Source organism: Paraburkholderia sp. CNPSo 3272, from assembly GCF_024206495.1.
GTDB lineage: Bacteria > Pseudomonadota > Gammaproteobacteria > Burkholderiales > Burkholderiaceae > Paraburkholderia.
In genome coordinates this window covers 1-26852 of record NZ_JAMBPQ010000051.1, presented here as the reverse complement: position 1 = coordinate 26852, position 26852 = coordinate 1, and the positions used below count along the sequence as shown (strand labels likewise).

General features: G+C 61.3%; 26 protein-coding genes and 2 pseudogenes. 14 read left to right on the top strand and 14 right to left on the bottom strand.

Translation table 11 applies throughout. From position 1 onward, the window contains the following. Positions 1 to 27 precede the first annotated feature (27 nt). From M3I53_RS34075 to M3I53_RS34045, 7 genes are all read left to right on the top strand, one after another. A complete protein-coding gene (locus M3I53_RS34075; RefSeq protein ID WP_254320184.1) occupies positions 28 to 603 on the top strand; it encodes an HD domain-containing protein in 576 nt (191 codons plus the stop codon). A gap of 30 nt (positions 604 to 633) precedes the next feature. After that, a complete protein-coding gene (locus M3I53_RS34070) occupies positions 634 to 1389 on the top strand; it encodes a class II aldolase/adducin family protein (RefSeq protein WP_254320183.1) in 756 nt (251 codons plus the stop codon). Positions 1390 to 1428: 39 nt separating this feature from the next. After that, positions 1429 to 2292 (top strand): SDR family NAD(P)-dependent oxidoreductase, encoded by an 864-nt coding sequence (locus M3I53_RS34065; protein WP_254320182.1) that lies wholly within the window; start codon positions 1429 to 1431, stop codon positions 2290 to 2292. Positions 2293 to 2347: 55 nt separating this feature from the next. Next, positions 2348 to 4108 carry an alpha-keto acid decarboxylase family protein gene (locus tag M3I53_RS34060; protein WP_254320181.1) on the top strand — a complete coding sequence of 587 codons (1761 nt, stop codon included), beginning with the start codon at positions 2348 to 2350 and terminating at the stop codon, positions 4106 to 4108. Next, the gene (locus M3I53_RS34055) at positions 4105 to 4284 is read left to right on the top strand and encodes a hypothetical protein (RefSeq protein WP_254320201.1); all 180 of its coding nucleotides are present in this window, start codon (positions 4105 to 4107) and stop codon (positions 4282 to 4284) included. Before M3I53_RS34060 ends, M3I53_RS34055 begins: the two co-directional genes overlap by 4 nt. Before the next feature lie 125 nt (positions 4285 to 4409). After that, a complete protein-coding gene (locus M3I53_RS34050; protein WP_254320180.1) occupies positions 4410 to 5255 on the top strand; it encodes a class II aldolase/adducin family protein in 846 nt (281 codons plus the stop codon). A gap of 21 nt (positions 5256 to 5276) precedes the next feature. Continuing rightward, on the top strand, positions 5277 to 5987 hold the full coding sequence (locus tag M3I53_RS34045; protein WP_254320179.1) for a haloacid dehalogenase type II: 711 nt from the start codon (positions 5277 to 5279) through the stop codon (positions 5985 to 5987). A gap of 203 nt (positions 5988 to 6190) precedes the next feature. Here M3I53_RS34045 and M3I53_RS34040 read toward each other — a convergent pair whose 3' ends face one another. The 5 genes from M3I53_RS34040 to M3I53_RS34020 form a co-directional block, all read right to left on the bottom strand. Continuing rightward, a complete protein-coding gene (locus M3I53_RS34040; protein WP_254320178.1) occupies positions 6191 to 7921 on the bottom strand; it encodes an alpha-keto acid decarboxylase family protein in 1731 nt (576 codons plus the stop codon). A gap of 89 nt (positions 7922 to 8010) precedes the next feature. Next, entirely contained in the window at positions 8011 to 9093 is a 1083-nt protein-coding gene (locus M3I53_RS34035) for a maleylacetate reductase (RefSeq protein WP_254320177.1), read from the bottom strand. 113 nt (positions 9094 to 9206) lie between these two features. Next, the gene (locus M3I53_RS34030) at positions 9207 to 10010 is read right to left on the bottom strand and encodes an alpha/beta fold hydrolase (RefSeq protein WP_254320176.1); all 804 of its coding nucleotides are present in this window, start codon (positions 10008 to 10010) and stop codon (positions 9207 to 9209) included. A 45-nt stretch (positions 10011 to 10055) separates the two neighbouring features. After that, on the bottom strand, positions 10056 to 11012 hold the full coding sequence (locus M3I53_RS34025) for a VOC family protein (RefSeq protein ID WP_254320175.1): 957 nt from the start codon (positions 11010 to 11012) through the stop codon (positions 10056 to 10058). A 160-nt stretch (positions 11013 to 11172) separates the two neighbouring features. After that, positions 11173 to 12330, bottom strand: a complete 1158-nt coding sequence (locus M3I53_RS34020) for a LysR family transcriptional regulator (protein WP_254320174.1) — start codon at positions 12328 to 12330, stop codon at positions 11173 to 11175. 21 nt (positions 12331 to 12351) lie between these two features. On the opposite strand from M3I53_RS34020, the gene M3I53_RS34015 reads away from it, so the two are divergent. Continuing rightward, positions 12352 to 13524, top strand: a complete 1173-nt coding sequence (locus M3I53_RS34015; RefSeq protein WP_254320173.1) for a porin — start codon at positions 12352 to 12354, stop codon at positions 13522 to 13524. A 56-nt stretch (positions 13525 to 13580) separates the two neighbouring features. Beyond that, positions 13581 to 14789 (top strand): annotated as a pseudogene (locus M3I53_RS34010) (FAD-dependent oxidoreductase). A gap of 478 nt (positions 14790 to 15267) precedes the next feature. On the opposite strand, the gene M3I53_RS34005 reads toward M3I53_RS34010, so the two are convergent. Together M3I53_RS34005 and M3I53_RS34000 are read right to left on the bottom strand one after the other, a co-directional pair. Then, positions 15268 to 16377: a DNA alkylation repair protein gene (locus M3I53_RS34005; RefSeq protein WP_254320172.1), complete on the bottom strand. Its 1110-nt coding sequence runs from the start codon at positions 16375 to 16377 to the stop codon at positions 15268 to 15270. A 68-nt stretch (positions 16378 to 16445) separates the two neighbouring features. After that, positions 16446 to 17156 carry a YafY family protein gene (locus M3I53_RS34000; protein WP_254320171.1) on the bottom strand — a complete coding sequence of 237 codons (711 nt, stop codon included), beginning with the start codon at positions 17154 to 17156 and terminating at the stop codon, positions 16446 to 16448. 170 nt (positions 17157 to 17326) lie between these two features. On the opposite strand from M3I53_RS34000, the gene M3I53_RS33995 reads away from it, so the two are divergent. After that, positions 17327 to 17704, top strand: coding sequence for a VOC family protein (locus M3I53_RS33995; RefSeq protein ID WP_254320170.1), 378 nt, complete (start codon positions 17327 to 17329; stop codon positions 17702 to 17704). An 835-nt stretch (positions 17705 to 18539) separates the two neighbouring features. Then, positions 18540 to 19476 (top strand): annotated as a pseudogene (locus M3I53_RS38730) (IS110 family transposase); the annotation flags it as partial. A gap of 143 nt (positions 19477 to 19619) precedes the next feature. On the opposite strand, the gene M3I53_RS33975 reads toward M3I53_RS38730, so the two are convergent. Further along, positions 19620 to 20804, bottom strand: coding sequence for a helix-turn-helix transcriptional regulator (locus M3I53_RS33975; protein WP_254320168.1), 1185 nt, complete (start codon positions 20802 to 20804; stop codon positions 19620 to 19622). A gap of 772 nt (positions 20805 to 21576) precedes the next feature. Between M3I53_RS33975 and M3I53_RS38725 the strand changes: the two genes are divergently transcribed. Then, the gene (locus M3I53_RS38725) at positions 21577 to 21843 is read left to right on the top strand and encodes a DUF4148 domain-containing protein (RefSeq protein WP_375542621.1); all 267 of its coding nucleotides are present in this window, start codon (positions 21577 to 21579) and stop codon (positions 21841 to 21843) included. Positions 21844 to 22357: 514 nt separating this feature from the next. Here M3I53_RS38725 and M3I53_RS33970 read toward each other — a convergent pair. From M3I53_RS33970 to M3I53_RS33960, 3 genes are all read right to left on the bottom strand, one after another. Beyond that, the gene (locus tag M3I53_RS33970) at positions 22358 to 23044 is read right to left on the bottom strand and encodes an HAD family hydrolase (RefSeq protein ID WP_254320167.1); all 687 of its coding nucleotides are present in this window, start codon (positions 23042 to 23044) and stop codon (positions 22358 to 22360) included. Between the two features lie 32 nt (positions 23045 to 23076). Then, positions 23077 to 23355: a hypothetical protein gene (locus tag M3I53_RS33965; protein ID WP_254320166.1), complete on the bottom strand. Its 279-nt coding sequence runs from the start codon at positions 23353 to 23355 to the stop codon at positions 23077 to 23079. A gap of 75 nt (positions 23356 to 23430) precedes the next feature. Further along, on the bottom strand, positions 23431 to 23868 hold the full coding sequence (locus M3I53_RS33960) for an SDR family oxidoreductase (protein WP_254320165.1): 438 nt from the start codon (positions 23866 to 23868) through the stop codon (positions 23431 to 23433). Between M3I53_RS33960 and M3I53_RS33955 the strand changes: the two genes are divergently transcribed. After that, entirely contained in the window at positions 23867 to 24142 is a 276-nt protein-coding gene (locus tag M3I53_RS33955; protein WP_254320164.1) for a hypothetical protein, read from the top strand. The two genes, M3I53_RS33960 and M3I53_RS33955, sit on opposite strands and share 2 nt — an antisense overlap. Positions 24143 to 24230: 88 nt before the next feature. After that, a complete protein-coding gene (locus M3I53_RS33950) occupies positions 24231 to 24665 on the top strand; it encodes an SET domain-containing protein (RefSeq protein WP_254320163.1) in 435 nt (144 codons plus the stop codon). Positions 24666 to 25203: 538 nt separating this feature from the next. Here the strand turns inward: M3I53_RS33950 and M3I53_RS33945 are convergent. The 3 genes from M3I53_RS33945 to M3I53_RS33935 form a co-directional block, all read right to left on the bottom strand. Beyond that, on the bottom strand, positions 25204 to 25488 hold the full coding sequence (locus M3I53_RS33945) for a DUF3303 domain-containing protein (protein ID WP_254320162.1): 285 nt from the start codon (positions 25486 to 25488) through the stop codon (positions 25204 to 25206). 451 nt (positions 25489 to 25939) lie between these two features. Continuing rightward, positions 25940 to 26473, bottom strand: coding sequence for an SRPBCC family protein (locus M3I53_RS33940; RefSeq protein ID WP_254320161.1), 534 nt, complete (start codon positions 26471 to 26473; stop codon positions 25940 to 25942). A 164-nt stretch (positions 26474 to 26637) separates the two neighbouring features. Then, a partial coding sequence (locus M3I53_RS33935) for an IS3 family transposase (RefSeq protein WP_254320160.1) occupies positions 26638 to 26852 on the bottom strand: 215 nt, incomplete at its 5' end.

The window sequence follows — 26852 nt, the reverse complement described above, 5'->3', positions numbered from 1 at the left end:
AAGTCCAACGCGAATGGAGACAGGACAGTGACTGCGAGAGCCACGTTCAAGGACATGAAGGAGAGTACCCGGGAAGACTGGGAGCACATCAGCTCCGAATTTCCCGGCTTTGCGCGCGCGTTGCCAGATCGCGTGATCGCGCATCTGAAGCTGCTTGAGGGTGACTACGGCGGCTTTCCCGTCGACCGTTACACCCATAGCCTGCAGACTGCCACGCGCGCGCTGCGCGACGGGCGCGATGAGGAGTACGTCGTGGTGGCGCTGCTTCACGATATTGGCGACACGCTCGGCGCGTTCAATCATCCGGACATTGCAGCGGCCATCCTGAAGCCGTTCGTAAGCGAAGCCAACCTGTGGATGGTTCAGAACCATGGAATCTTCCAGGGTCACTACTTCTTCCATCATCTCGGCATGGATCGGGACATGCGTGAGCGTTTGCGGGAACACCCGCACTACGAGCGGACCGTCGAGTTCTGCGAACTGTACGACGCGCCGGCCTTCGATCCGCACGCGCAAACGCTGCCGATCGGCGAATTCGAACCCATGCTCCGACGTTTGATGGCGCGTCCGCGCACGAGCATCTACGCCGACGCAGCAACATAATCGCCCTCACCCTCAAGGATTGCTACGACCATGAATATTCCCTCCCTCAAAGACGTCGTCAGTGCGGAAGAATGGGCGCTGCGTTGCGATCTTGCCGCCTGCTACCGGTTGATTGCCCAATACGGTTGGACCGATCTCGTGTTCACGCACATCAGTGCGCGGCTGCCGGGACCGCAGCATCATTTTCTGATCAACCCCTATGGCCTGCTGTTCGACGAGGTCACAGCCTCGTCGCTCGTGCTCGTGGATGGCGAGGGCCACAAGGTGCGTGACTCGCAATTCGACGTCAATCGCGCGGGCTTCGTCATTCACAGCGCGATTCACGCAGCGCGCAGCGACGTGCAATGCGCGATCCACACGCATACGCGCGCAGGCGTTGCGGTGAGTGCGCAAAAGCGTGGCATCTTGCCCATATCGCAGCAATCGACATTCGTGCTCGGGTCTCTGGGATATCACGCATACGAAGGCGTTGCACTACACGACGAGGAAAAACCGCGACTCCAGGCGGACCTCGGCAATTCCACATTCCTGATGCTGCGCAATCACGGGCTGCTGACGGTCGGGGCCACAATTGCGGATGCGTTTCTAGCCATGTATCTCTTCGAGCAAACCTGCCAGATACAGCTCGCGGCGCAGACCGGCGACGAGCTGCAGTTCATCGACTCCGCAATCGTCAGTAGCGCTCAGGAGTCGGCACGAACCCAGACCAAAGGACTGGGTGGCCAGTTTGTCTGGTCCGCGTTGCTGCGGAAACTGGCTCGCGTCGACGATAGCTACCTGAACTAGGCACCGGAAACACGCGAAGAAAAATACGAGGAGCATGTAATGGCGTTTGAAGGCAAGGTCGTATGGGTAACGGGCGCGTCGTCGGGCATTGGTGAAGCATTGTCCCGCCAATTGCTGGATCGCGGCGCCTACGTCATCTTGTCGGGAAGACAAACGGTTGCGCTCGGACGCGTCGCGGCAAACGCACCGCAAAGGGCGCTCGTCCTCCCATTCGAGGCCACGAACTGGGATGCACTGCCGGACGTCGTCGACGAAGCATGGAACTGGCATGGGGCAATCGACATACTCGTCAACAATGCAGGCATCAGCCAGCGCAGTCTCGCCGTCGATACGCAGTTGCCGGTGTACCGCGCGCTGATGGAAGTCGACTACCTGGCGCCCGTCGCGCTCACCCAGCTCGTACTTCCCCGCATGATCGAGCGAGGTTTCGGTCACATCGCGGCGGTCAGCTCCGTGGCGGGCAAGATCGGCGTGCCGCTCAGGACAGGCTATTGCGGCGCCAAGCATGCGGTGGTCGGATACTTTTCTGCACTGCGGGCCGAAATCGAATCCGCACACGGCATCGCGGTCACCGTGATCCTGCCGGGCTCCGTAAAAACGCCGATTGCCATCAACGCCGTCGAGGGCAACGGCGAGCGGCGCGGGCGCTCAGACCCGAACATCGAGCGTGGAATCGACGTGAACATTGCTGCCGGCAGCATCCTCGAGGGCATCGCAGAGCAAAGAAGGGAGGTGGTGGTGGCAGACGGAATGGAGGGCGCCGCACTGCAGATCATGCGGGACCATCCCGAGAAGCTGTATGAAATTACGCGCCAGGAAGGCGCCCGGCTCGCCAATATGCGCAACGACGCAGGCCCCGGCATGTCACTCGACTCGGACCATGCCCGGCTCGTCCAGCCTTGATGTCCCCTCGTAGCCGCAGCCCGCTGCCAGCCGTTTCACCGTGGAGATTTGTAACATGCGCATGCAAATTGGCGCCTTTCTTGCCCGACGGCTCTCGGAGGCAGGTGTACGCCACCTCTTTGGCGTGCCCGGCGACTTCAATCTGTCGTTCCTCGAACAGATTCAGGATGCCGACGGCATTGAATTCGTCGGCAACTGCAACGAGCTGAATGCCGCCTATGCGGCCGACGGCTACTCCCGTACTTTGGGCCTCGCCGCGTTCGTCACGACCTTCGGAGTGGGCGATCTCGCTGCGATCGGCGGTATCGCGGGCGCCTATGCGGAGAACGTGCCAGTCGTGCATATCACCGGCGCGCCGCCCCTGCATGCCATTCATAGCGGGGCGCTGGTCCACCACACGCTAGTTGACGGCGACTACGACAACGTCGGCCGCTGCATGGCCGAGTTCACCGTTGCTCAGGCGCGCATCACACCCGCAAACGCCGCATTCGAAATCGACCGTGTGCTGCGCGCGTGCTGGCTCGAACGGCGGCCAGTTCATCTGCAATTGCCATCGGATGTCACGCATATCTTCGTCGAGGTTCCGGACGTCCCGCTCGTGATGACGGACCCGTCCAGCGATCCGGAGCAACTGCGCGTTGCGGTTCAGCGCATTGTCGACGCGCTGAATGCAGCCCAAGCTCCGGTGCTCGTCGTCGATGCGGATGCCGACCGTTTCGGCGTGACTGATCTGGTGCAGAAGCTTTCGGAAAAATGCGGCATTCCCTGTGCCTCGCTCATGCCGGCAAAGGGCGCGCTCAACGAAACGTCGCCGCGCTATCTCGGCATCTATGCCGGCGCGGCGAGCGCAGGCCCGGTGCGCGACGCCATCGAGAATGCCGATTGTGTGATCGGCGTCGGCCTGCGCTTTACCGATTCGAGCACGGGGTTGTTCTCGCAGCGCATCGGCCGCGATACCTTCATTGATTTGCGCCGGCACGATCTGAGCATCGGCGCGGTGCAAATGCCGGGCGTCATGCTGCGAGACCTGCTCGCCAGGATCGTGGAAGGCGCGAAGCCAGTCGCCCGCCCGGCGGCAATCGATTCCCCGGTTGTCGCGAGCAACGTGGAGCGGGACCCGTCGCAAGCCGACGAAGCGCTGACGCACGCAACGTTATGGCCGCGCGTGCGTGGTTTCCTGAGACCCGGTGACGTGATCATCGGCGAGGCCGGCACGGCGCATGCAGCGCTCGTCTCGCTGAGCCTGCCGGCCGCCGCAAGCTACATCGCGGCGCCGACCTGGGGCGCCGTGGGTTACGCGCTGCCTGCGCTGTTCGGCTCGCTCACGGCCGCACCGTCGCGGCGGCATCTGCTCTTCATCGGCGACGGATCGTTCCAGTTCACCGTGCAGGAGCTTTCTTCGATCCTGCGTCGTGACCAGAAGCCCGTAATCTTCCTGCTGAACAATGGCGGCTACACGATCGAGCGGCTGATTCTGGGTGCACGATCCGCCTACAACGATGTCGACGACTGGCGTTATGCGGAGTTACCACGTGTGTTCAACCGGCGCGACAACACGCTGTCGTTCGTTGTGCAAACGGTTGGCGAACTGGAGGCTGCGCTCACGCAGGCGGAAACGGCCGACCGGCTCGTCTTCATCGAACTGGTGCTGCCGGCGATGGACGCACCTGCGCTTTTGAAACAGTTCGCCGGTCGACTGGCCGACTTCGATTACGGCGAGCGAGGCCCGAGAAACCCGCCGCCGGCAGTCGCACAGGTCAGCGGGTCAGCCGGTAGCGCCCGCGAATACAACCACGTTGTGGACGAATCAGCATGAAACGCACTGCGAACCGCCACGACGTGCTGGCGCTGGAAGCGCAAGGGTTGCCGGTTGACCTCCCGGCCAACACCTACGAGATGATCCGCCGCGGCGCAGCAATCGATCCGTCGGCGCCCGCGCTCTCATTTTTTCTGACCGCAGCCGGATATCGGGAGGCCGAGTGCTGGACCTAAAGCGAACTGATCCGTGACATCACGCGTACGTCCAACCTGTTCACGAGACTGGGCGGTCGATTCACGGTGACGGGCGGGCGCGATACCCGTCAAATCACTCAACTATCCCTCCACGAGACACCATCATGAACGCCCCGCAAACGCAGGCCGCACCCGACAATGGAATCGTCGCGTGCCTCCCCGAAAGACTCGAAGCCCGATATCGGAATCTCCCTCGCCCTCCGCATTTTGATACGCCGGCGCAGGAACGCCTTCATCGCAAGCAGCGCCTCGCGGCAGCCTTCCGGCTATTCTCGAAGTTCGGTTTCGACGAAGGCGCGGCAGGTCACATCACGGCGCGCGATCCGGAGTTCACTGATACGTTCTGGGTCAATCCGTTCGGCGTGCACTTCAGTCAGGTGCAAGTCTCCAACCTGATTCGCTGCGACCACCACGGCAATGTCGTGGAGGGCGACTATCCGGTCAACGCGGCCGCCTTCGCTATTCACTCTCGCGTGCACCAGACCCGGTCTGACGCAGTGGCCGCCGCGCATTCACACAGTACCTACGGCAGGGCATGGTCGACGCTGGGCCGCTTGCTAGACCCGATCACGCAGGACGTCTGCGCGTTCTACAAGGACCACGCCGTCTACGAAGACTTCGGCGGCGTGGCTGTTGAACTGGACGAAGGCCAGCGTATAGCGGATGCACTGGGTCCGCACAAGGCGGCCATCCTGCAGAGCCACCGCTTGCTGACGGTTGGCAATACCGTGGACGAGGCCGCGTGGTGGTTCATCACCATGGAGCGCTCCTGCCAGGTACAACTGCTGGCGGAGGCCGCGGCGGCACGCACCGGCGCACCGCTGAGGACGATTTCCGACGCCGCTGCGCGTCAGGCGTATTCGATCGTTGGCACCGCGCAGGCGGGCTGGTTCCAGTTCCAGCTCCTCTATGCCCGCATCGTCAAGGAACAACCGGACCTGCTGGACTGACACAAGCGAGGAACATCGATCATGATGACTGTCCGGGCGCTGCTGTTCGATACCTTTGGGACCGTCGTGGATTGGCGGGGAGGATTGATTTCCAGCCTCGATGAATGGGGGAAAGCGCGTGGGATCGCCGCAGACTGGCCTCGGCTCGTGGATGCATGGCGAATGGCCTATCCACCGTCGCTGCAGCGCGTACGAACTGGCGAGCGGGAGTGGGCCGTGCTGGATGTATTGCAGCTGGAGTCGCTGCAAAAGCTGGCACTCGAGCTCGGCATCATCGGGCTGGATGATGCCGCGGCCGATGAAATGGTCCGAATGTGGCATGAGTTGCCGCCGTGGCCCGATTCTGTGGCGGGGTTGCAGAGACTGCGTACGCGATATGTCATTGCGCCGCTATCCAACGGGCACGTTGCGCTGCTCGTGCGGATGGCGAAAACGGCAGGACTCCCGTGGGATGCAATATTTGGGGCGGACGTGTTTCGTCATTACAAGCCGGATCCCGAGACCTATCTGGGTGCATCCGCGTTCCTCGGCTGTCAGCCTGATGAAGTCATGCTGGTGGCCTCGCATCCGTCCGATCTGGATGCGGCGGCGAAGTGCGGGCTGCGGACATGTTATGTCTCGCGTCCGCTGGAATATGGCGCCGGTCGCGTGGTCGAGGCGATACCGAAGCCTGGTCACTTCGATTTGATGGTGGACGGCCTCGAAGAACTGGCAAGTGAGCTGGGTTGCTAGCAGTCATTCCATGATCGGTATGGCTACCGGATCAGGGCTTCGGAAGCCTGCTAGCGGCACACCGTCGGTGGTGTTGGTGCGAGGACCTGCGCAGCACGCGATAAGCGCTCGATTCCGACGCAAAAGATAGACGCCGTGGTCAAACCGGTCGAAACCAGACATCTTGTTGAGTCCCGTCATCACGGTGTTGCCTTCGTTGCCAGTCAGTCGGGACGTAGTTGCAAGTTGGCGCGGTGTTGCGGGCCGCGAGGCCCGTAGTCGAGCTCGGCTCCCAGGTTGCTGCTTCGGGTGATGGCGGCCGGAGCGTCACAGGGGTCCATGATCGATTCGACGAAGAGCAGTTTGTCGTTCGGCGCGCTCAAGGCGTTTCGCAGATCCCCACAGGTCTTGACCACGAACGACCGTGCCGTGTCGCCTGGATGGAGCACTTTTGGCAGATCGGCATAAGCCCAGTTGGCGATGTCGTTGTAGGGTTCGGTCTTGCCGAGGTAGCCGCGCTCAATGGTGTAGCCGCCGTTGTTGATCAGCAGGATCGCCGGCTTGTGACCGTGCCGCAGAATGGTCGATAGCTCCTGCGCCGTGACCTGGAAGGAGCCGTCGCCGATGAGCAGCACGTGGCGACGATGTGGCGCCGCAGTCAGCGCACCGAGCAGGGCGCCAACCGAATAACCGATCGACCCCCAGTTGATCGAGCCGATGAAGGAGCAGTTCGGAGGGAGCTTCAGCCCGAGCAGGGAAAACGACGTGCCATTGTCGACGTACAGGACGTCGCCGGGCCGCAACCAGGCCTCTACGGCCTGCCAGTAGGCAGCCTGGGTCAACGTGGCGGAAACGTCGATGGCCGTGTCCGGCACGGCAGCGGCAACGGCGCGCGCTGGGCGCGCAGCGCTGTTGCTGACCTGTGGGACCGCATCAATGACGCCCCGTAGCACTTCCTTGAGCGTGACCGCCTGATAGTTTTCCTCACCGACGTCCACGGCATAGCCGCGAGCGTGGATCGTGCCGATAGGGAGCGTTGCCGTGAAGTCGCCGGTGGTCACTCCGATCGGGCGGTAGCCAATGGCGAGCAGACAGCCGCTGCTCTCGATCGTCTCACGAACCCCCGGTTCGCTGCCCTTGCCGTTGTAGATGCCAACGTAATGTGTGAAGGTTTCGTCGAATACGCCCTTGGCTGCGTTGATCACGGCCACGGGAGCCATTATCTTGCGGGCCAGTTCCACGAGTTCGGGAACGACGCCAAATCGGCTCGCATCCGCGTCCACGAGGATCGCGGGCGTCGTAGCGGCGGACAGCCGTTGCGCGAGCGCGGCGATGCACGAGCGCAGCCGTTCTGGATCGCTGGGCTCATCGGCGAAAGCGAGCGCAGCTACAGGCACTTCGATCTCGAGGTAAGCGATATCGGACGGCAACTCCATGTACACGGGGAGCCTCTCGCGCCAGGCGGTGAGGATCAGGCGGTCGATCTCGATGGCCGCGTTGCGCGGGGTGATCCTGGTCTGCGCCGCGGTCACCGGCGCAAACGCGCGGAGGAAGTGGTCGAAGTTCCCGTCGGCCATGGTGTGGTGCATGCCGAGGCCGCGATCGATGGACCTTAGCGGTATCGACCCGCAGATGCAGATTACGGGAACGTGCTCCGCGTAGGCACCGGCCACGCCGTTGAGCGCGCTCAGGGCGCCAACCCCATTCGTGACGAGCAGAGCGCCGAGCCCATTGAGCCGGGCATAGCCATCCGCAGCATAGGAAGACGTCAGCTCACCCGTCGTGCCGATCCATTCCAGCGCGCCGCTATCGTGGAGCTGCTGCAATAGCGTGAGGTTGTAGTCGCCGGGAACGCCAAACAAGTGCCGAATGCCGGCTTCCTCGAGACGGCGAAGCAGGAAGTCGCCAATCGTCATCCGCAGGGTGAGGCTGCCCGTCTTTTGCTGGGTATCCATAAAGGAATCCTATTTAATGAGACATTGAGAATCTCGACCGTGCGGGTGGGTATCTCGCACACTTCCCGCATCCAGGTTGCGGTCCTGCGCTAGATCATCCCCGCCATGGGCCGCGGACGCCGACCGTGCCAGGCGTCCTCCAGCAGATGACGAATGGCAGCGCGCTCCAGTGGACGCGGATTGGGATAGGCGGATTGCAATGCAGCGTCAGCGACCCGATCGAGATCCGCCGACGACACACCTAACGCCGCGAGCGACGTTGGCGCGTCGAGCTGCCGTGCGAGATCGAACAAGCCTTGGGCGGCATCGTCGGCACCGAGCGCGCGCGCAATGCGCACCATCGCCACGGGAGCGGCCGAGGCGTTATACGCCACCGCATGAGGCAGCACGACCGTATGAGTCGCAGCGTGCGGGAGGTCAAGCATGCCCCCGAGCGTGTGACAAAGCTTGTGGTGCAAGGCGACCGACGTTGCCGCGAGGACCGAACCAGCCAGCCACGCGCCGTACAGGCACTCGGTCCGCGCGTCGAGATCCTCGGCGTGCTGCACGATCACCGGTAGCGCATTAGCGAGACTCCGGATGCCATCTTCGGCCATCATCGACGTAATCGGGTTCGCGTTGTCCGCGTAGAGCGCCTCGACGCAGTGCGCGATCGCGTTGATGCCGCTCGTCGCACTCATGTTAGCGGGCAGCGACTTCGTCAGCGCCGGATCGTAGATTACCGTGCGCGGTAGCACGCGTACATCGCGCCCGGTCTTTTTCTCGCGGCCCTCGGTGATGCCGTAGATCGGCGTCATCTCGGACCCGGCGTAGGTCGTCGGGATTGCGAGGATCGGCATGTCCGACTCGAGGGCGATCGCCTTGCCGAGGCCGATCGTTGAACCGCCGCCGATTGCGACGATGCAGTCCGCGCCGACGTGCCTCGCACAATCGCGCGCCTCGCGTGCGACCTCGATGGGCACGTGCATGACGGCCTTCGGGAAGACGCCGACGCATTGGCCGCCAAGGCGGCCGGCCACCTCGTCGGCAAGATGGGACTGTTCCGGCGTGCAGACGACGAGCGCGCGGCTCACGCGCAACTCGAGGAACTCGTCGACGAGTTTGCCGAGGCTGCCGGTGCCGAACACCACGCGTGCGGGCAGCGGAGAATAGACGAACGATCGTTGCAACATCGCGAACCCGTATAAAGTCGGTTTGAAATAGCAAGCCTGACCGCCAGCGGACGCCACGCAGCAGCGTGCGGTGCAGATTCCAACCAGCACGCCGCCGTTGGCGCAATGCTGTCTCAGGCTGGGATTGCCGCCTCGCTCACGGCTTGATCCGACGTGCCGGCATGCCCGGCTGCAACGTAGTGCTCCAGTGCGGAGAGCGTCTGCGCGGGAGCTTCGACCATCGGAAAATGGCCGACTCCAGGCAGGACCTGCAACGTCGCGAGTCGGCACCAGCGCAGCATCGTTTCGCGGGCAGCCGCTGCGGAGCAGTTGGGATCGCATTCGCCGACGAGCACCAAAACCGGCGTCTCGAGAGACTCAACCTGAGCGTGAATATCGGTGCGGCTCGCATCGATCGCATAGCTTGTCAGCGCGTCGCCATCGATGTTGTCCCACGTCACGGCTACCAGTGCGCGGGCAAACCCGTCCGCGTAACGGTTGCCAGTCGCCCCATGAACGAGCGCCTCGCGCCTCTCGCGCGAGTGTGCGAGTTCCTGCATAAAGCGCTGTCTTTGCGGATCAGCGCTCGCACCCTTCGCGCTCAAACCGGCGATCGACACGATCGCATCAACCCGATGCGGCAACGCCACCGCGAGCATCTGCGCCGCAAGTGCGCCGAGCGAATGGCCGGCAACGGCAAGCCGGTTCCAGCCGAGAAACTCCACGAGGCGCACGGCGTCGATCACGACCTCACGCAGCGTGAACAGGCCCGGCTCGTTCTTCGAGTGGCCATAGCCGCGGTATTCGACTATGGCGTACTGGAACGCATCGAGATCGGCGTAGCGCAGCATGTCGTCGAATGCATCGCGCGTGCCGAGCAAGCCAGGAAAAAGTAGCACCTTGCGAGGTCCCTGCCCGACCAGCTTGAAGGATTTCATGGACATACTCCCGTGCGCCCGGCGCGTGTCTTGAAGATGAATTGTTCAAACATGGATCGGATCCTCCACTTGCATCAGCTTGCGAAGTTCGTCATGGGAAATGTTGAACTGCGGCGAGATCTTCAATTCGCTGCCAAGCAGTGACTCCTCCTCGTCCATTTTGAAGCCCAGCGACTTGGTCGCCTCGAACATCACGCCGCCCGGTGTGCGCACGTAGACCGATTCGAAGTAGCCGCGGTTCTTGCGGTCGGAAAAGTCCGTGAAGCCCATGCCTTCGGTGTCGAACTTGACCCGCGACTGCGCATCGTAGTCGGGTACGTCGAACGCACCGTGGTGAATGATGCCCTCTGCGAGCGTCCACATGCCTTGCCGCATGTCGGGTTCGTGCAGGATGTCGATGCGCCGTCCGGCACCGCCATCACCCGCTTCGTAACGCGTAAATTTGCCGTCCTGCATCGTGGGACGGAAGTGCCACGCCGCTTTCATGAACACGTCCATATCCTCGAACTCGCGTACCGTCGCGGTCCAGTTGTGGAAGCCACGGACCGCGTATTGCTCGGGCACATAGTCCGATTTCCATGGCTTGCGGGTGTCGGACGGGTCCTCGACGACTTCGAAATCGATGCCTGCATGCACGACGCGCAAGTACTTCTCGCCGAAGCGCTCCGATTCCTCCACGATCTCGACGCGGTTCCTGCCGAAATGCTCGCGCCAGAAGTCGAGTGATCCTGCCGGAACAGAATAGGCAACCGCTGTGAACTGACCCGATCCTCTGCGCCCGATCAGGCCCGTGCGGCGCATCGGAAAGGTTGTCATCACCGTGCCCGGCGTGCCGTCGGCGTCGCTGAAGTAGAGGTGATAGATCGGAATGCGACCATCGTAGAACAGCGTGCGCTTGATGAAGCGCTGGCCGATGACCTTGACGAAGAAGTCGACGTCGCCTTGAGCCGTCGACGTGCACAGTGTGATGTGATGAAGCCCGTGAATCAAACCCGTTTCCATAGTGTCTCCCGATGGGTGAGGCGCCAGCGCGGCGTCTGTTGCCTGGCGGGTTCGCCGGCAGGCATGGGAGGCAGTATGGAAGCGGCGGGGGTGAACCGCCAGACTCATGCGCTAATGCATCGCATGCCAAAACGGCATGCAGGGTGCCGGGTGGCTCGATTCAGGTGCCCGGCGCGGAGGAATCGACGGCGCGCGTGCCGTCGCTCGCCGCCTCATCGGGCGCCGCAAGCAGCGAATAGATCAGATCGCGAAACCATTTATTGGCTGGGTCTTTGTGAAAACGTTCGTGCCAGAACTGGCGCACGACGAACCCTGGGATCTGGACAGGCAGTTCCAGCATCTGCGCGTGAAGCAGTTGCACGATCTGCTCGCCGGCACGCCTCGACAGCGTAAAAAGCGCATCCGAATTCGGCAGCGTCGTCAGCACCGTGAGGAAGTTCGGCACTGTCACCACGAAATTGGAAGCCGGAACGTTCTCGAGCAGAAATCGCTCCAGTGCTTCGTAGCCGCCAGGCAGCGGTGCGACCAGCGCGTGCTGTGCCGAGAGATAAGCTTCCCGCGTCAGGGCCCCACGAACGCCAGGATGCTCCGCACGGGCAAGGCAGACGTAGTCGGAATAGTACAAACGACGCTGATAGAACGGAGCCCGGCTGATTGCGAAGCTGCCGATCGCGAGATCGACCTCGCCGTCTTCGAGCAGATCGTCAACGCCATGCCGAGGCGCATGTGTCGCTCTCACGCGTATGCCCGGCGCGTGCTGCGCCAGATATCGCAATAGCTTCGGCAGCAGGTGCGCGGCCCCGAAATCGGTCGCGGCAAAGCTGAAGGTCCGGGTCGATGTCGCGGGATTGAATTGATCCGGGCTTCCCAGCGCCTCTTCCATCAGCTGAATCATCGCCGCGATCTTCGGCGCAAGCTCGCGCGCACGCGGCGTCGGCGACATGCCGGCCGACGTGCGCACAAATAGCGGATCGCCGAAGTATTGGCGCAGCTTCGCCAGCGACTGGCTCACCAACGGCTGACTCATGCCGAGGCTATCGCCCGCGAGCGTCAGGCTGCCCCTGCGCATCACGGCGTCGAACACCACGAGTAACCGTAAGTCGAGCGCCCCGCCCAACCCGCTGTTGATCGCCACCGACATGTCTCCCAGACGCTGAATCCGATCGATATGGTCCTTTGCAAGCGCGCGCGCGTCAATCAGGAACAGCCATATGTCGCGCGGCTCGCCGGCCCCATTCAGATTTCTAATAGAACGAATGCCGTCTTGCGAATCGACATCGCGCAAGAGCGCCGTTAGTTTGCAGGTACAAATCAACATTACGACATTGGTTGGAGACGCATGTTCAAACCTGCTTTCAGGGGCGCAGCGCTAACGTCCATACTCATGATCAGCACAACATGCTATGCGCAAAGCTCTGTCACGCTCTACGGCATCATCGATACCGGCATCGACTGGGAGAACCACGTCGCGCGCGGACCGGGCCAACAGGCGCCGGACGGCTCCGCCATACGCATGACTTCTCTCTCGTCTGCCGTTCCGTCGCGCTGGGGGGTGCAGGGCCGGGAGGAGCTGGGCGGCGGCGTCGATGCAATCTTCGAGCTCGAAAACGGTTTTTCGCCCAGCTCGGGAACACTCCAGAATGGTGGCCGACTGTTCGGCCGCTCGGCCTGGGTCGGCATCGAGAGTCCGCTCGGCACGCTGAAGCTCGGGCGGCAGATCAACATGACCTACATGGGCCTCATGAACAGCACGGTGCTGGGTCCCAGCGTCTATTCGATTGCGTCACTCGACCCCTATCTGCCGAACGCGCGGTCCGACAACGCCGTCAGCTATCTCGGTACGTACCATCAGTTCGTGCTCGGCGTCACATACAGCTTCGGGCGCGACGCGGCGTCGAGCCCAGGTACCACCCCCGCCAATGGTGGTGCAGGATATAGCCCGAGTGCGTCGAACTGCCCCGGTGGCGTGGCCGGCGACCCGCTCGCGTGCCGGCAGATCACGGCCCTGATCGGATATTGGGGAGATGCTGCCGGCGGCCAACTCGTCTACGACGAACTGCGCGGCGGCCCCGGCGCTCTTGCGAACAGTGTCGCGTTCGACCCTTCGTCGCCCCTTCCCCTTCCCGGCAGCAGCGACAAGACCACCCGCTATATGGCGAGCGGATATGTCCAGTTCGAGAAGCTGAGAATTGCAGGAGGTGTCGTGCATCGGCGAACCCGGGCCGCATCCATTTACGAGACCAATATCTTCTACGGCGGATTTTCGTATTCGCTTCGCCCCGATATCCGCTTTGACGGCGAGATATCGCGTATCACGACCACCGACCACAAAAATGCCAACTTCTACGTTTTGCGAGGCAGCTATCTGCTCTCGAAGCGAACTTCGGTCTACTCAATGGTCGCTTTCATGCAGAACAACAGCAACGCTTCGTACTCCGTCGGATCGGGTTACTTCACCACGGCCGGCACGAAGCAGACAGGCGTGCTGCTCGGTATACAGCACAACTTTTAAGCCACGCTCGGGCCCCTCCCTGCGCGTGTCAGTCAACTCACCAGCGGAACAGGAAAATGCACCACGACAACAAAGTCGCAATCATCGGCGCCGGTCCGGTCGGCTTGACAACGGCCCTCGGTCTCGCTAGACGCGGCGTGCCATGCGTCGTCTACGAAGCCGGCACGACAATCGCCCGCGAACAGCGCGGCGCTGCGTTCCATCCCCCTACACTGTAAATTCTCCGCTCGCTCGGCGTCGAGCAGGCATTAATGAAGATGGGCCTGCGTATCCCGGTCTGGCAGATGCGCGATCGAATCGCTGGCGTATATGCCGAATTCGACCTAGGGCTGCTTGCCGATGTCACCGACTTTCCGTTTCGGTTTCATCTGCCGCAGCACTATCTCTCCAGCGTTCTGCTCGATGAGCTGAGCCGCCAACCGAACGTCGAGCTGCGCTTTGGCGTCACGCTAGAGGCTGTCCGCACTAACGGCGAAGCGGCTCATCTCACGTTCTCTTGCAGCGACGGCCCCTTTGAGACTGTGGTGCCGTGGGTGATCGGCGCCGACGGTGCTCGAAGCAATGTGCGCAAGGCCGGAGGCTTCACGTACGACGGCTTCACATGGCCCGAGAAGTTCATCGTGGTTAACGTCGCTGATCCACTCGAGGAACTCGGATATACGGGAACGGCCTACGTCTCCGATCCCGACGCGTGGGCCGTCGTGCTGAAACTCTATGACGACGCCAGGGACAATCTCTGGCGCGTCGCTATGCCTGCCGACCCGGACGTCGCCGATGACACCCTGCTCGATCCAGCTGAAGTACAAGCCCGGCTGCGAGCGGTGCTCGGCGCCGACAGGGAGTTTTCTCTCGCTTATTCAGGCACCTATCGGGTTCATCAACGGGTCGCCGATACGTTCGTCAAGGGGCGCGTCTTGCTGGCCGGCGACGCTGCGCATATCAACAATCCGATTGGGGGATTCGGCCTGAACGGCGGCATCCATGACGCGTTCAACCTCGCGCACAAACTTGCGGACGTGTGGTTGAACGAAACCGGCCAGGATGTGCTCGAGCGATATTCGCGACAGCGACGCACGGTTGCAAAGGAGATCGTCCAGCAGAACAGCATTCGCAATAAGAAACTGATGGAAGAGCGCGACCCGGACGTTCGAAGGCGCAATCAGAGCGATCTGCACGAGATCTCGCTCGATCGGGAAAGGAGCCGTGCGTTCCTGCAGGAGAGTTCCATGATCAGCTCGATTCGTCGCGCGGAACAAATCCTCTGAAAGTGAACCGGTGTGATGGGAGGCGTCTCGGTGCGATGCGCCTCGTTTCGCATGGCGTGTCTGCAGTGCACCTTCGCCGCGACTTCTCTGATGGTCAATTTGGCTCTCACCTGCTTGTTCAGTGGGGCAAATACCACCGACGCCTCGACCTCGCGCTCGCGCTCGCGTTTGCTGATTGAGGCATAGCACTCCCGGATCCGCTGTATTCCCCTTTCCTCGCTCAATGGCACGCGACAGATGGCGGAACCTGTTTCCGCGCCCTGGCGTTCGGAGACCGCGGACACAGTTCAGACGCCTCGATCATACGCGGCAAGCGCCGGGCCGAGCGCGCCGCCCGGCTCGCCTGCGGCATGGTCGGCTTCGCACGGATTCACGTGTCGCGGGCGTCGGTCGATGGAGGAAAGCTGCAGACCAGATCGCTCAAAGCACCATCGGTCGATTGCTGGACAACGTTGGCTGCTGACGCTGACCGAACATCTCACCGGGTAAGGTCGAAGGCTGCCTGTGCAACGACGCCACCGTTGACAATCAACTCGACTACGTGACGACCGGTGTAATGCGTGCGTGTCGTGAAATCGCGAATGACCTGATCGTGGCTGAGCACGATGTGCTGACCCGGCTCCAACATCAAAGACTTTAGTTTGAAGACCTTCGGCGCCGTAGTGCCACGCTGTTTGACATAAGCGATCCGGTAGTCGACAACCAGACGTTGCGCCCTCCCGGCCGTGGAGCTTACCTCACAGGCAAGCGTGATCGTCTCGCCAAGGACAATGTTTGCTGGAGTTACGCGGAATGAACCAACGGTGATACCCGGCGTGCTTTCAGCACCCAATACCGCTAGTGCCCTTGCGTCCCCCTGTTTGACCAGCGTCCGTAGCGCGTGTCGGATGGTCCACTGGGCATGCGGGTGGTCGGTGCCCCATTGCGCTGCGCGCTCGAGCACCCATGAGGGATGTGTCTTTGTCACGTCGTTCAGGTGATTCGCCACCGAGCGGCGCACGTACGGGCTCGGGTCTGCGCGCAGATTGTCGAGAATCCAAGCCGCCAGAGATGGATCGGACTCGATTTCCCGAAGCCGGAACGACCATGGCAAGCGCGGGCGACTGCCTTCGCTCGCCAACCGACGCACTGCGGCGTCGGTATCCTGCGACCAGACTTGCATGATCGACAGTGCGCGCCGCACATCGTCACGCAGGAACTCGCGTACCGCGAATTCCGATGAACCAAACGGCGTGAAGTACTTCAGCGCGCCCATCGAACGATCGAATGTATGCCGACCGTACTGCCCGATATAGTCGGGCGCGACGAGTGAGACGAAGCCCCGGCCGAGCATGGGCGCGGCCTCCATCAGCAACGCCAGCACGGCATCGTAACCGCCGGACAGCGCCTGTGCCCCCGCATCGATCGCGACACTGGCACGCCTGACGCGTTCCATCAGCGTCAGGGAGTCGAGACTGTCAAGTGCGATCGTCAGGAACGTTGGTCGGTCAAATGCGGGCTCGATCGATTGCAATACAGTCGCCAGCATGTGGAACTGCCTTTCCCCCATCGATTGCTTCAGCGGCGTAGGTGTCTGGATAGTGGTCATGACGCGCGTATTCGGCTACCTGCCGAACTCCTATGTACAGGGAACCCGCAGTGTGGCCGAAACAGCTGTCAGGTTTTGTCAGCATCCTGCGCGTAGGTTGAAAGCGCGAGATGCTCGTGCAATCCGAGTATCAGATCAGCACGACGGGCCGGATAGCGCGAGCACTCGACTACCGAGAGAATCCGGTCGGTCCGGAACGTACGAAAGGCTCCTCGCAGTTCACACCAGGCGGCAAGTACGCGGGCGCTGTCCATGAAACCGATCTGTACGGGCCAGACCACGCGCTGCGAGCGACGCCCGGCTGCATCGGCATAGACGATCTCCAGGCGGCGTTGCGCCCGTATTGCCGCACGCAGACGGTCGAGTTCCACCACGTTGTCGGGAAAGGACGGTATCGACGGCCCGGGTATCGCCAGCGGCAAATCGAGCGTCACTCCCGCATCCGGCGGCAACACGGCGCTGATCTTCGCCCTCGCTGCCTTTGCAGCCGCTTTCAGTACATCATCGCCGCGCTGATCGACGTAGTGCAGACCCAGCATAATCGCCTCCAGCTCCTCGCGGGCAAACATTAGCGGCGGCAGGAAGTAACCGGGTTTCAGCACATAACCGACACCCGCACCGCCTTCGATGGGCACACCCTGCACCATCAACTCAGCGACGTCGCGATAGACCGTCCGTTCCGAAACAGCGAGCTCGTCCGCGAGCCGGGCGGCCGTTACCGGGCGCCGACTCGTGCGCAGGAACTCCATCAGGCGCAGCAACCGCCCCGAACGTGACATGCAATGCCTCTTCTCTACAAAAATCGCGCCTGCTGGCAGATGGTCCGCCAGCGCTCCCCGATTGTAGCCGTCGACGGCAACCGCTAGCCGGCGGGAAATCCCCCTCCTGACAGGAACTGTCAGCACCGGCGCTTATGATCAACCTCCGATTTCAATGGAGAACCGAACCCATGCTCGATCACATCATCCTGACCGTTAGCGACGTAGAGCGCTCGCTCGCGTTTTATGAAGCCGCGCTAGAACCGCTCGGCATCCGTTGTTTCATGCCCTACAAAGGCGAAAACGGCCATCCGGATCTATGGGGATTCGGCGACGGCCAGAGCGCGTGTTTCTGGTTGAAGCAGGGAACACCGAATCCTGCTGCGATCCATTGGGGTTTCATGGCACCCGATCAACAGACGGTCGATGCGTTCTACAACGCCGCCATTGCAGCTGGCGCGACGAACAATATTTCGCCCCGCGCCCGGATGGAATACTACCCAGGCTACTATGCAGCCGATGTATTCGATCCCGATGGATATTCGTTTGAGGTGGTACACAAAAGCTGACACCTCGACCGTGACACACCTTTGCGATACGTTCCCCATTCGACCTGGCGAGGCTGGATATCGGCAAAGTGCACATACAGCCTCGCCTTAAAGCGGGTTTGCAGATCGACTGACATCTCCCAATTGCTCGGCCGCCCACGCCTGACCGAGACTAGTCCCGCCGGCCCGCAGGCTTCATTGCGCCGGCACAGCTGGTTGATCAGTAGCTCGCCGAGTTGCTGATCAACCAGCTGAAAATAGCGCAGGCGGTCGTCAATGACCGCCTCGGATGCCCTTAACCCGCTCGAGTTCGCGCATACTTGCTGTGATCAATCCACGTCCATCCAAAGTTCGCCCCTGGTCTCGAGCGCAAAGACCGCATAGGAAACGTGAAAACAACTTAACTACTAGGATAAGTATTCCTATCAAAACAGATGAGCCCGCGTCGTTCCGACACTCTCCCCACTGCCCGGCTACCTTCTCGCTTGAACGGTATCGGGGGATCACGGACGCTTGAATCTCCGAGCGACGCCGCATGTGAACGGCCGCTCCTGGCAGTCGACATCAGCCGACCGCATCGGGCGGAGGCGGGCCAGGAAGAGACATTAGCATTGCGCCGCTGGATGACCGGACCTCGGTCCGTTGCGGAACAGTATCGGCGATATTGCCATAAGCTCTGGCTCTAACTTGTATATTGGTTAGTGCGTCTGGAGACTGATCCTCTCCTTTCGCAGGAAGCGGCAGCCCGTTTGTCTTACAAGGGTTCGCAGCCCGAAAGAAAGCTTGTGGCGCCGCTTCCACTTACCGCTCCGAACCCGGACAGTTGACTGGAGCATCGAGCTCGCACTTTGCAAGTATGGGTGCTGTGGTGAACCAAATCCATTCATCTTCCGCTTCTCCCTTGTTTGTCGGCATCGATGTCAGCGGCGAATTCCTCGACGTGGCCTGTCACGAGTCCACTGAATACTTCCGGGTTACCAATTCACCCGAAGGTATCGCCGATCTGATCTGATCAACCGTTTGCTGCCTCTCAAACCTCAGCTGGTCGTGCTCGAAGCCACCGGCAAGCTCGAAAGAGCTGTTCTGGAAGCCTTGTGCCAGTCCGGCCTTCCCAGGGTTGCAGTCAACCCCAAATGGGTGCGCGACTTCGCTAAATCCACCGGCCGGCTCGCCAAGACCGACCGCATCGATGCACGCGTCATCGCTCACTACGGTGCTGCGGTTAAACCCGCCGTGCGGGCTTTGAACGATGAGCAGACCCAGCCGTTGCAGGCTCTCGTTCTGCGCAGAGCCCAGTTGGTTGAGACGCTCACCGCCGAGCAGAATCGCCGCAAACGCGCTCGCAAGGCCACGCTCGCCAGCATCGACGAACTCATCAGGTTTCTTCAGCAACGTCTCAAGGACGCCGACAATGACATCGACTCCTTCATGCGTTCGAACGAACTCTGGCGCAAAACTGAAGCCTTGCTGCGCTCAGCGCCCGGCATCGGCAGAGGAACAGCGGCCGCGCTCATCGCCTTTCTGCCTGAACTGGCACGCTTAGCGGGCGACAGATTGCGCCACTGGTTGGCCTCGCCCCGTTTAACGCCGATAGCGGCGGCTATCAGGGACAGCGTCATATCAGGGGCGGTCGCCACATCGTGCGGCGTGCCCTTTACATGGCGTGCGTTGCAGCCCAGAAGGCCAATCCGCGGATCAACGCGTTTTGCGATCAGTTACGTGCCAGAGGCAAAAAAACCAAGGTCGCATTCGTGGCAGGGATGCGCAAGCTGCTTACCCAGCTCAACGCCATGCAAGCAAGATCTTTTGCGCATTCAACCTTGACCTTCACTACAGTTGCTTTCTTAGCGCGACAACACCATTTCCTCGCGAGGAGAATGCAAGCAAAGCCAAGGCTGGCATTTGAAAAGCTCATCGTTCTGATGGCCCTATCAGATCAAGTGTTGTCAAGTAAGCCGGACATCTGCTCGATCAGTCGCACCAGATCGGATTGACGCCGAGCCTCCGTTTTTTGAAAGATGTGATGCAAATGTGTCCGCACGGTCGATTGCTGAACGTTGAGCGATTCGGCGACCGCATCCAGACTCGCGCCCTTGTGAATCTCGCACGCGACCCGTGCTTCGATGCGGGTCAAGTTATAGAGGGTCCGCAGCCGTCGCTCGGCGCTATCGGGCACGCGTTCCGGGTCGACGACCAAGATCAGCGCGGCAGGTTTTCGCGATACTCCCCGCGCCCGCGCGGCGTCGACAGCCAGAGGAGAAATGAGCGCCTGGTACGGGCGTTTCATTGACGTGCGGCTCAGCGCGAGTGCGCTACCTGTTGGCGGGTCCTTGCCGACAGCGGTAGCCCGCGCCACAAGCGAGCGAAGACTGTTCGTCAGCGTTGTCGTCATTGCGAACAACCCGAGCGGCCCTGATCCGATCCCGTCAGCCGAAGACAGAAATTCTTCAGCAACGCGGTTGGCAAACATCACGTGACAGCTGGTATCGACGATCAGAACGGCATGACTCAACGCGTCAAGCGCTGCGCTCGCAGTGTGCTGTACGAGGTCCATACCGCATAAGTGCAGGTTCATCCTCAGCGCGCGTTGAAAGTGAGGCAGGAGTCCGGCCAGCAAGTCGAGATGTTCCTGGTCAAAGTTTCCGTCACGCTGACGCCGCGTTGCGACCAGCACGGCGACGTTGCCGCCGTCCAACGCAACGTTTGTACCGACAGCGGTATTCATACCTTGGGGGCGTGCCCAATCCTGGAAGAACTCGCTGCGCTCGATTACGGCTCTCGGAGCCATCATCGGATCGGTCAAAATGGTGCCAGATGGCCAGGTCCTCGCCAATGCAAACGGATCCATCCGCACGTAATGCTCGTCATACGCCTGGACGAATCGCGGCGCAGTGCCCGCCCAGCCGACCGATCTCAGCCGCTCCTTCGCATCGCCCTCCCACAGATGCGCGTGCATGGCACCCAGAAAGCCGACGACTCGTTCGAGTGCAGTCGGCCACCGCTCTGGCTCTACTGCCGCATCGTATATAGAAGTGATGACCTTTGAAAGCTCGCCGTCAGATGGCATCGCGACCTCCACGCTGATCCGAACGCGAAACGCACTCACGTTGCTGCCCGACATCTAGCTTTCGTGATGAATGCGCACGCTTCGAGCGATGCATCACTGGCAAATCTCCATCAGGTGGAGGAGGCGAGCTGGGATCCATCTAAATATAGTCAAAGTGGGCCGGCGGTTCCCAGCTCGTGCACTTGTTCAAACCAGTCTTGCTCGAAACAGACGATGACTGATTTGGGCAAGATCTCTTTCGTTGGAGGCAGATATGAGCGAAATGAAACGACTTGTTTTGGCCCTGCTCGCGGTGCGCTTAGCCGGAGCCGCCGCGACCTACGTGCCTCCGGCGCACGCGCTCCGACCGGCCCCCCGCGTTTGGGCATACTGAACCACCGAGCAGCGGCAAGGGGTATCTCAAGCTCCGTTTTCGGGCTGCCACCCGATGCTCGGGCGCGGCACTTGCGCCTTCATTTCAGCGCTTGACCGTGTTGACCGGCCCCTTCTGAGCAGCAGGTCTGCCTTGAATTTCCTAGTCATTTCCTTTCACCCCCAGGGTTGTCGCTCCCGGGGGCGAGCGAAGGCTGCCGATCGTTGGGAGAGGCAACCGTAATATCAAATTCGTATCGAGAAATGTGTAGCAATGCGAAGCAAACTATTTGCCTGACTTCCATCAATTGATGGATGCATCGCTTACTGTGATTTCGTAGCCTTAAATCAGGTCGACCCGCCATAACACGGCTCGTCAACGCCGGAGCGGTGACGGACACCGGCCAAGAAGGTGTCGCCTGATTGGACGACTAGGCCTTCTTTCCTGAATGTATATTCTTTGGAGTGCCTGGAAATGAACAGACTTCACATCGTGGTGGCCTTCGCTGCTGCCCTTCTATGCACGAGCGCTTTAGCGCAAGACACGGCTATTGCGGTTCAGCCCGCAGAGGAACCGACTCCAAACAACGTGACCACGACCTCCTTTGGGGGCTATTCCGCGCCGACCAGCGAGACGGGATCGCCTACTGGAAAAACCAGAGAACAAGTCTACCGCGAGCTGTTGCAATCGCAACATAGCGGCGAGTCAGCGCGCCTACAACAACTCTATAAGGGAAATTGATCCGATCGGTCGGGAGTGCCATTCAGTTAAGGTCGTATCAGGGTAACGAACGGCATCACGGCGGCCGCGATTGGGGCGGCCGTCGTGGAAAGGCAGCGCGTTGCCGCGCCGCCAAGGCCGGAAAAGGCGAGTCTTGAGCCACCTGTTTGATTGCTTGTTTTCTGCGAGCTTGGCCGAGCGATAGCCGAGACCGCGGACAGGTAACGGGAGGGCGGTCCAAAGCACAGTGCCGACGACGGATAATGCCGGCACTGCCCGTCAATCCAGGCGTACTTCACAGGCGGTCCTTCGCGAAGGACCCCCGCCTTTTTTGCAATTACGGACGCGCAACCCGTCCGCGTAATTCAGGTGCGACCACAGCACAACGCGACGCGCATTGCGCCAGAATGGCTTGAACACGACAAGCGTCCAATGCCCCGTGTGGACTAGATACTGCAGCTGTTCCATGCGTATCGAGTTCACCGAAGTCGACGGCGATCCCCGGCACAACGTACCGCCACAGACGCTCAAACGATTAAGCACCCACTGGCGACCGGGTGTCGCACGATAGAGGAGACCAATCGAAACACGCGTAAAGCGCGGCCGGCCCCGGATAGACGTCGATGCAACCGGCGGCGCGTAGGTCTTTCTCGATGAAGCCACCGCATAGTAGTCGTATACAGTTCAAGCCGGTCTTGTTGGCGGCTTGGGCGTCGTACGGAGAATCACCCACAGCTAGAGCGTTGGACGCGTCAACGTGCAGTTTTGCCAGCACCGCCTCGAAGATATCGGGTGCGGGCTTCGAGCGATCCGCGTCGGATGACGAGGTGGCAGCGTCGATCAGCTTCGTTACGCCGGCGATTTCCAGATACTTCTGCAGTTCGTCTTCTTTGGCGGAGGAGGCGACGGCTATCTTGAGCCCGGCATCGCGAGCGCGCAGAAAAAGTTCCGGCACACACGAAAAGGGTCGAACGCTGGCGAGATACTCGGACTTGAATCGCGCGGATCGCCATTCTTCGAGTGCTGCTCCGTGATCCGCGATGTCATGGTCAGACAGGAACGTGGGGATCAACTGGTCGCCGCCCTTTCCAATCTGACTGCGCGCCTGCTCGAAACTGACGCTATGGCCAAACTGCCTGAACGCTTCCTGCCAGGCGAGCGCGTGCAGGTCAACCGAATCCACGAGAGTTCCGTCTATGTCGAACACAATCGCCTGAAACATAGGTCTTACCTCCTCTTAGGCCAGGAAAGACTTCATGCCGCCTTGGCGGAGGACTGCTCGACGATGCTGCTCACATCGAGCGCGACACCGTGCCAGCTATGCATGTCACGGGCGGCTTGCGGAAGCCCGGCACGAGGCGAGGACGCGGGCTGGGGCGCGGTGGGTGCGGTCGCGACCGTTGCCGTCTGTTGCGTGCAGGCTGTGGTGCCGGCGGTGGCAGCGAGGGCAAGTACGGCAAGCCGGCAGGCAGCGCGGGCTCGGGTCGGTGTTGCAAGTCGTTGCAGCAGCCGGGGAAAAGGCAGCGAAATCATGGCGGGCTCCCGCAAAAGAAGTGGGTTGCCACTTCTCTCGCAACTTGCGTGCCACCGCTTGTGAATTCGCCGACGTCACAGCGTGGGCATGCCCCCGGTGACCGGCAGAAGCGCCCCGGTCATATATTGCCCCTCATCGGATGCGAGCGGCGGGTGTCCGGGCCGCCCGAGCGGCGTGTCGCCGCCACGCTTTGCGAGCTCGTCCGGGGTTTTAGTCGATGGTTGGAGCGGCGTCCACACGGGCCCTGGCGCAACCCAGTTCACGCGGATACCCTGCGCGGCACGCAGCTTGGCGAGTCCTACCGTGAAGGTCGCGATCGCGCCCTTCGTCGTCGCATACACGAGCATTCCTGCTTGCGGTGTTTTCGCATTGACCGGGGTCGTGTTGATGATCGCCGAGCCGGGTTTCTTATGCGGCACCGCGGCCTGGCAAAGGTCAAACATGGCGAAGATGTTGGTAAGAAAGCAACGCACCACATCTTCCGGGCAAATATCTTCGAGGCAGTAATGCATGGGCTGGATCAACCGCATTATTTGCGAGGACATCGATTTTTCCGAAGGTCTTCACGGTGGCGTCGACGACATCGCGGCAGTGTTCTCGCGAAGAGAGGTCGCCGCGCATCAGGTGTCCTGCCTCGAGGCGGCTCATGCACCGGTTGCGGAAAAGCCGCGCCGCGCAAGCCCGCACCGGATGCACCATACAAATACAATGTTCGCGCGCCGGCTCAGCGCGGAACTCACCGTTCACTGCGCGCGACCCGAGTGGCCCATATGCGCTGGCTCATGACGACGCCACCCGTAACGATCCGCTGCTACATGTTGCGGGCTGGTTGTGCGGCTATACTCCGGACCTCCCTTCCTCACACTTTCCCGGCATGAAGCGCGTTTCCGTTCGGCACTCTCCCATCCACGGAAAGGGCGTCTTCGCCCTGCGGGTACTCTCCGCCGGCGAGCGCATCTTTGAGTACAAGGGGCTCGTCACCACCTGGCGGGAAGCGACCCGCACCTATGCACGGCGCGCTGACACCGGGCACACTTTCCTGTTCGGGTTGTCGGACGGGCGCGTCATTGACGGCGGTCGCAGCGGTAACGGCGCAAGGTGGCTCAACCATGCGTGCAAGGCGAACTGCGAGGCGATCGAACAATCAGGCCGCGTCTACATCAACGCGATCAGGGACATCGAGCCAGGCGAGGAACTGTTTATCGACTACGCGCTTGAGGTCTCGGCGAAAGCGCGCGATTCAGGCAGCGAGTACGCCTGTCGCTGTGGCGCCAGGCGTTGCCGCGGGACCATGCTTGCTCCGATCTAGGTTCGCTTTGCAGACGGGTCCCGTCAACGCAATACGCGGCGACTGCGGGAGCCAATACCTCGAGGCGCGGATGCCTAAGCGCAGCAGGCACCGGAACGCGTCAAAGGCCGCGGTCCGCGCTGCGGGTGGCCTTTGGGGCATTCGATTTGTTCAACGCGCCGCTGCCACCGAAGTGCCGGTGTCGGGCCATGACCTGTCGTTCAGTAAGCGAATCAACCTGCCGTTGGAACGGCTGCATTAATCCGGAACCCGGCGGACGAGTTACGCGGACAATTCAGCGTTTGCCAGCATTGAGGCGTCTTGGGTTTTATGTCAGCAGGTCGGCGTAGTAGCCGCTTCGTTGCGCGCCATGCAGGAGCAGTCCTGCGGCTGATGCATCTAGGCTTGGGCCTTGTGATGTTTTGTCACTGATCTGATAACCGCTTGCTCAACCGCATTGACGCCGGACGTCGAGTTGGTGGCAAAGGCATAACGTGAATATGCTCTGAGCGCGCCCCCCCGACGCGCTCCGGACCCGCCCATCCAACGCTTGTGGATTTCAGTTTGCCGACCGTTGCTGAGATGCCAAAACAGCACCGAGTTCCTCGTCAGTTAGTGCAGGCGCCGTTGTGAAGGAGAAGATATCCCCCCACTGGACCGTCATTGCCGCGACTGCGCTGGCGTCCGTCGCTTCAACGATTGCAACGCCCCTAAACTCGCCGGCCGCATGCCAGCGGCCCAGCATCGTGACGTTGTCGGGCGGCTGGCCGCCTGTCTTTATGAAGCGCTCAATTGCAGCCCGCTGCATTGCCGGCTCACCTTTCCATTGAACAATAAATTCCATGGCGAATGTCCCCTCCAAGATGGCAATGCCGACTCGTGGCACGCCCGCTCTTCGTGGTGGACGCCTCGACATCGCGACGGTTCGTCACCCACTTGCCGCATGGGTTCTCCGCATCGTCCATGCCCTCGGGCGAAGCCACGAGATACCATCGAGGATAGGTAAACCAGCGAGGTCTCGGCTCCAACGGGGTGGGCGTAGTGTGCGAAGCCGCACATACGGATTCGATGGCTTGCCAGGCAATCTGACGATGACTGTCGGGTAAGGCCGATAACTTCGCATCGAGTGACGGTATGGAATGACCGTTCCACTCAAATACCCGCCCTCGCAATACCGCCTGCACGACCGGCGGCTCCGGGGTCGCAATCGGACCATCGCCAGAGCCAGCGATTGATGCCGGACTTCCATCGGATTCGAATCCTTGGTCTGCGGGCGGCGAGTCGCGGCAATCCATCTAAGCGCCGCCATCGAGCTTGACCTTGAGGCGCCGCACCGCTTCGGTCGATTCGGCATCGATCTGCTTGCGCAGAGCTGCCCAGTTGAGCAGCGAGAACAGCAAAGTTGGCGCCCCGTAGGTAAAATCGCGCTCGAACCGCGTGCCGGCGCCGATCGGCGTCAGCGTGTATGTGACGGTTCCTGCTCTCCTCCCATCGATGTCGCCGTCGATGCTCCAGAATGTCGGAGCGCGGCGCCCCGCCACCGTCCAGACGACCGTCCCATTGCGGCCCGCCACCCTGAAGTCCTCGGTCACCTTTTCTCCAACTTGCAGCGAATGATCGGTGGCGCCACGCACTGCCAGCGACGATGGATGCCATGCCGGCCAGTTTGCGGGTGTCGACACATATTCGAACACCTCTTCAGGCGCTCGCTGGATCGTGACCTCGCTGTGAATTTGCGTCATCGGCTGCCAGGGTAGCGGCACAAAAAGCAGCACGAAAATCGCGCAGATCGTTATGAGCACACGGAGGACTGTCTTACGAAAGAGCATGGCATGAGGCTCGCAGAAAAGGGGGCTGCCTCGGTCACCATGCTGTAGCGGTGTAAGCGGCTGCCGGCGACTCACGGCGGCCGTGCGCTGGGGAGCGGCGAACGGGTGTAGTTTGGTTCCCGCCAAACGTTGAACTGAACCCCAGAAGTTGGACGGTGGACGAACTATGCCTTCGCAAATTGAGCTCGGTACTCGACCGGGCTGAATCCCTGCAATTTGATCTTGATCCGGTCGTGATTGTAGTACCTGATGTACCTGTCGATGCCAGTTCGTAACTCCTCGACGTCTCGGAACTCATTGAGGTAGTAGAACTCTGACTTGAGCGTACCGAAGAAGCTCTCAATGGCCGCGTTGTCGAGGCAGTTCCCTCTGCGAGACA

Excerpts from the sequence above, each read along its gene's own strand:
- M3I53_RS34070 (WP_254320183.1), top strand. The coding sequence starts at position 634 with ATGAATATTCCCTCCCTCAAAGACGTCGTCAGTGCGGAAGAATGGGCG.
- M3I53_RS34065 (WP_254320182.1), top strand. The coding sequence starts at position 1,429 with ATGGCGTTTGAAGGCAAGGTCGTATGGGTAACGGGCGCGTCGTCGGGC.
- M3I53_RS34060 (WP_254320181.1), top strand. The coding sequence starts at position 2,348 with ATGCGCATGCAAATTGGCGCCTTTCTTGCCCGACGGCTCTCGGAGGCA.
- M3I53_RS34055 (WP_254320201.1), top strand. The coding sequence starts at position 4,105 with ATGAAACGCACTGCGAACCGCCACGACGTGCTGGCGCTGGAAGCGCAA.
- M3I53_RS34050 (WP_254320180.1), top strand. The coding sequence starts at position 4,410 with ATGAACGCCCCGCAAACGCAGGCCGCACCCGACAATGGAATCGTCGCG.
- M3I53_RS34045 (WP_254320179.1), top strand. The coding sequence starts at position 5,277 with ATGATGACTGTCCGGGCGCTGCTGTTCGATACCTTTGGGACCGTCGTG.
- M3I53_RS34040 (WP_254320178.1), bottom strand. The coding sequence starts at position 7,921 with ATGGATACCCAGCAAAAGACGGGCAGCCTCACCCTGCGGATGACGATT.
- M3I53_RS34035 (WP_254320177.1), bottom strand. The coding sequence starts at position 9,093 with ATGTTGCAACGATCGTTCGTCTATTCTCCGCTGCCCGCACGCGTGGTG.
- M3I53_RS34030 (WP_254320176.1), bottom strand. The coding sequence starts at position 10,010 with ATGAAATCCTTCAAGCTGGTCGGGCAGGGACCTCGCAAGGTGCTACTT.
- M3I53_RS34025 (WP_254320175.1), bottom strand. The coding sequence starts at position 11,012 with ATGGAAACGGGTTTGATTCACGGGCTTCATCACATCACACTGTGCACG.
- M3I53_RS34020 (WP_254320174.1), bottom strand. The coding sequence starts at position 12,330 with ATGTTGATTTGTACCTGCAAACTAACGGCGCTCTTGCGCGATGTCGAT.
- M3I53_RS34015 (WP_254320173.1), top strand. The coding sequence starts at position 12,352 with ATGTTCAAACCTGCTTTCAGGGGCGCAGCGCTAACGTCCATACTCATG.
- M3I53_RS34005 (WP_254320172.1), bottom strand. The coding sequence starts at position 16,377 with ATGACCACTATCCAGACACCTACGCCGCTGAAGCAATCGATGGGGGAA.
- M3I53_RS34000 (WP_254320171.1), bottom strand. The coding sequence starts at position 17,156 with ATGTCACGTTCGGGGCGGTTGCTGCGCCTGATGGAGTTCCTGCGCACG.
- M3I53_RS33995 (WP_254320170.1), top strand. The coding sequence starts at position 17,327 with ATGCTCGATCACATCATCCTGACCGTTAGCGACGTAGAGCGCTCGCTC.
- M3I53_RS33975 (WP_254320168.1), bottom strand. The coding sequence starts at position 20,804 with ATGTCGGGCAGCAACGTGAGTGCGTTTCGCGTTCGGATCAGCGTGGAG.
- M3I53_RS38725 (WP_375542621.1), top strand. The coding sequence starts at position 21,577 with ATGAACAGACTTCACATCGTGGTGGCCTTCGCTGCTGCCCTTCTATGC.
- M3I53_RS33970 (WP_254320167.1), bottom strand. The coding sequence starts at position 23,044 with ATGTTTCAGGCGATTGTGTTCGACATAGACGGAACTCTCGTGGATTCG.
- M3I53_RS33965 (WP_254320166.1), bottom strand. The coding sequence starts at position 23,355 with ATGATTTCGCTGCCTTTTCCCCGGCTGCTGCAACGACTTGCAACACCG.
- M3I53_RS33955 (WP_254320164.1), top strand. The coding sequence starts at position 23,867 with ATGGGCTGGATCAACCGCATTATTTGCGAGGACATCGATTTTTCCGAA.
- M3I53_RS33960 (WP_254320165.1), bottom strand. The coding sequence starts at position 23,868 with ATGCATTACTGCCTCGAAGATATTTGCCCGGAAGATGTGGTGCGTTGC.
- M3I53_RS33950 (WP_254320163.1), top strand. The coding sequence starts at position 24,231 with ATGAAGCGCGTTTCCGTTCGGCACTCTCCCATCCACGGAAAGGGCGTC.
- M3I53_RS33945 (WP_254320162.1), bottom strand. The coding sequence starts at position 25,488 with ATGGAATTTATTGTTCAATGGAAAGGTGAGCCGGCAATGCAGCGGGCT.
- M3I53_RS33940 (WP_254320161.1), bottom strand. The coding sequence starts at position 26,473 with ATGCTCTTTCGTAAGACAGTCCTCCGTGTGCTCATAACGATCTGCGCG.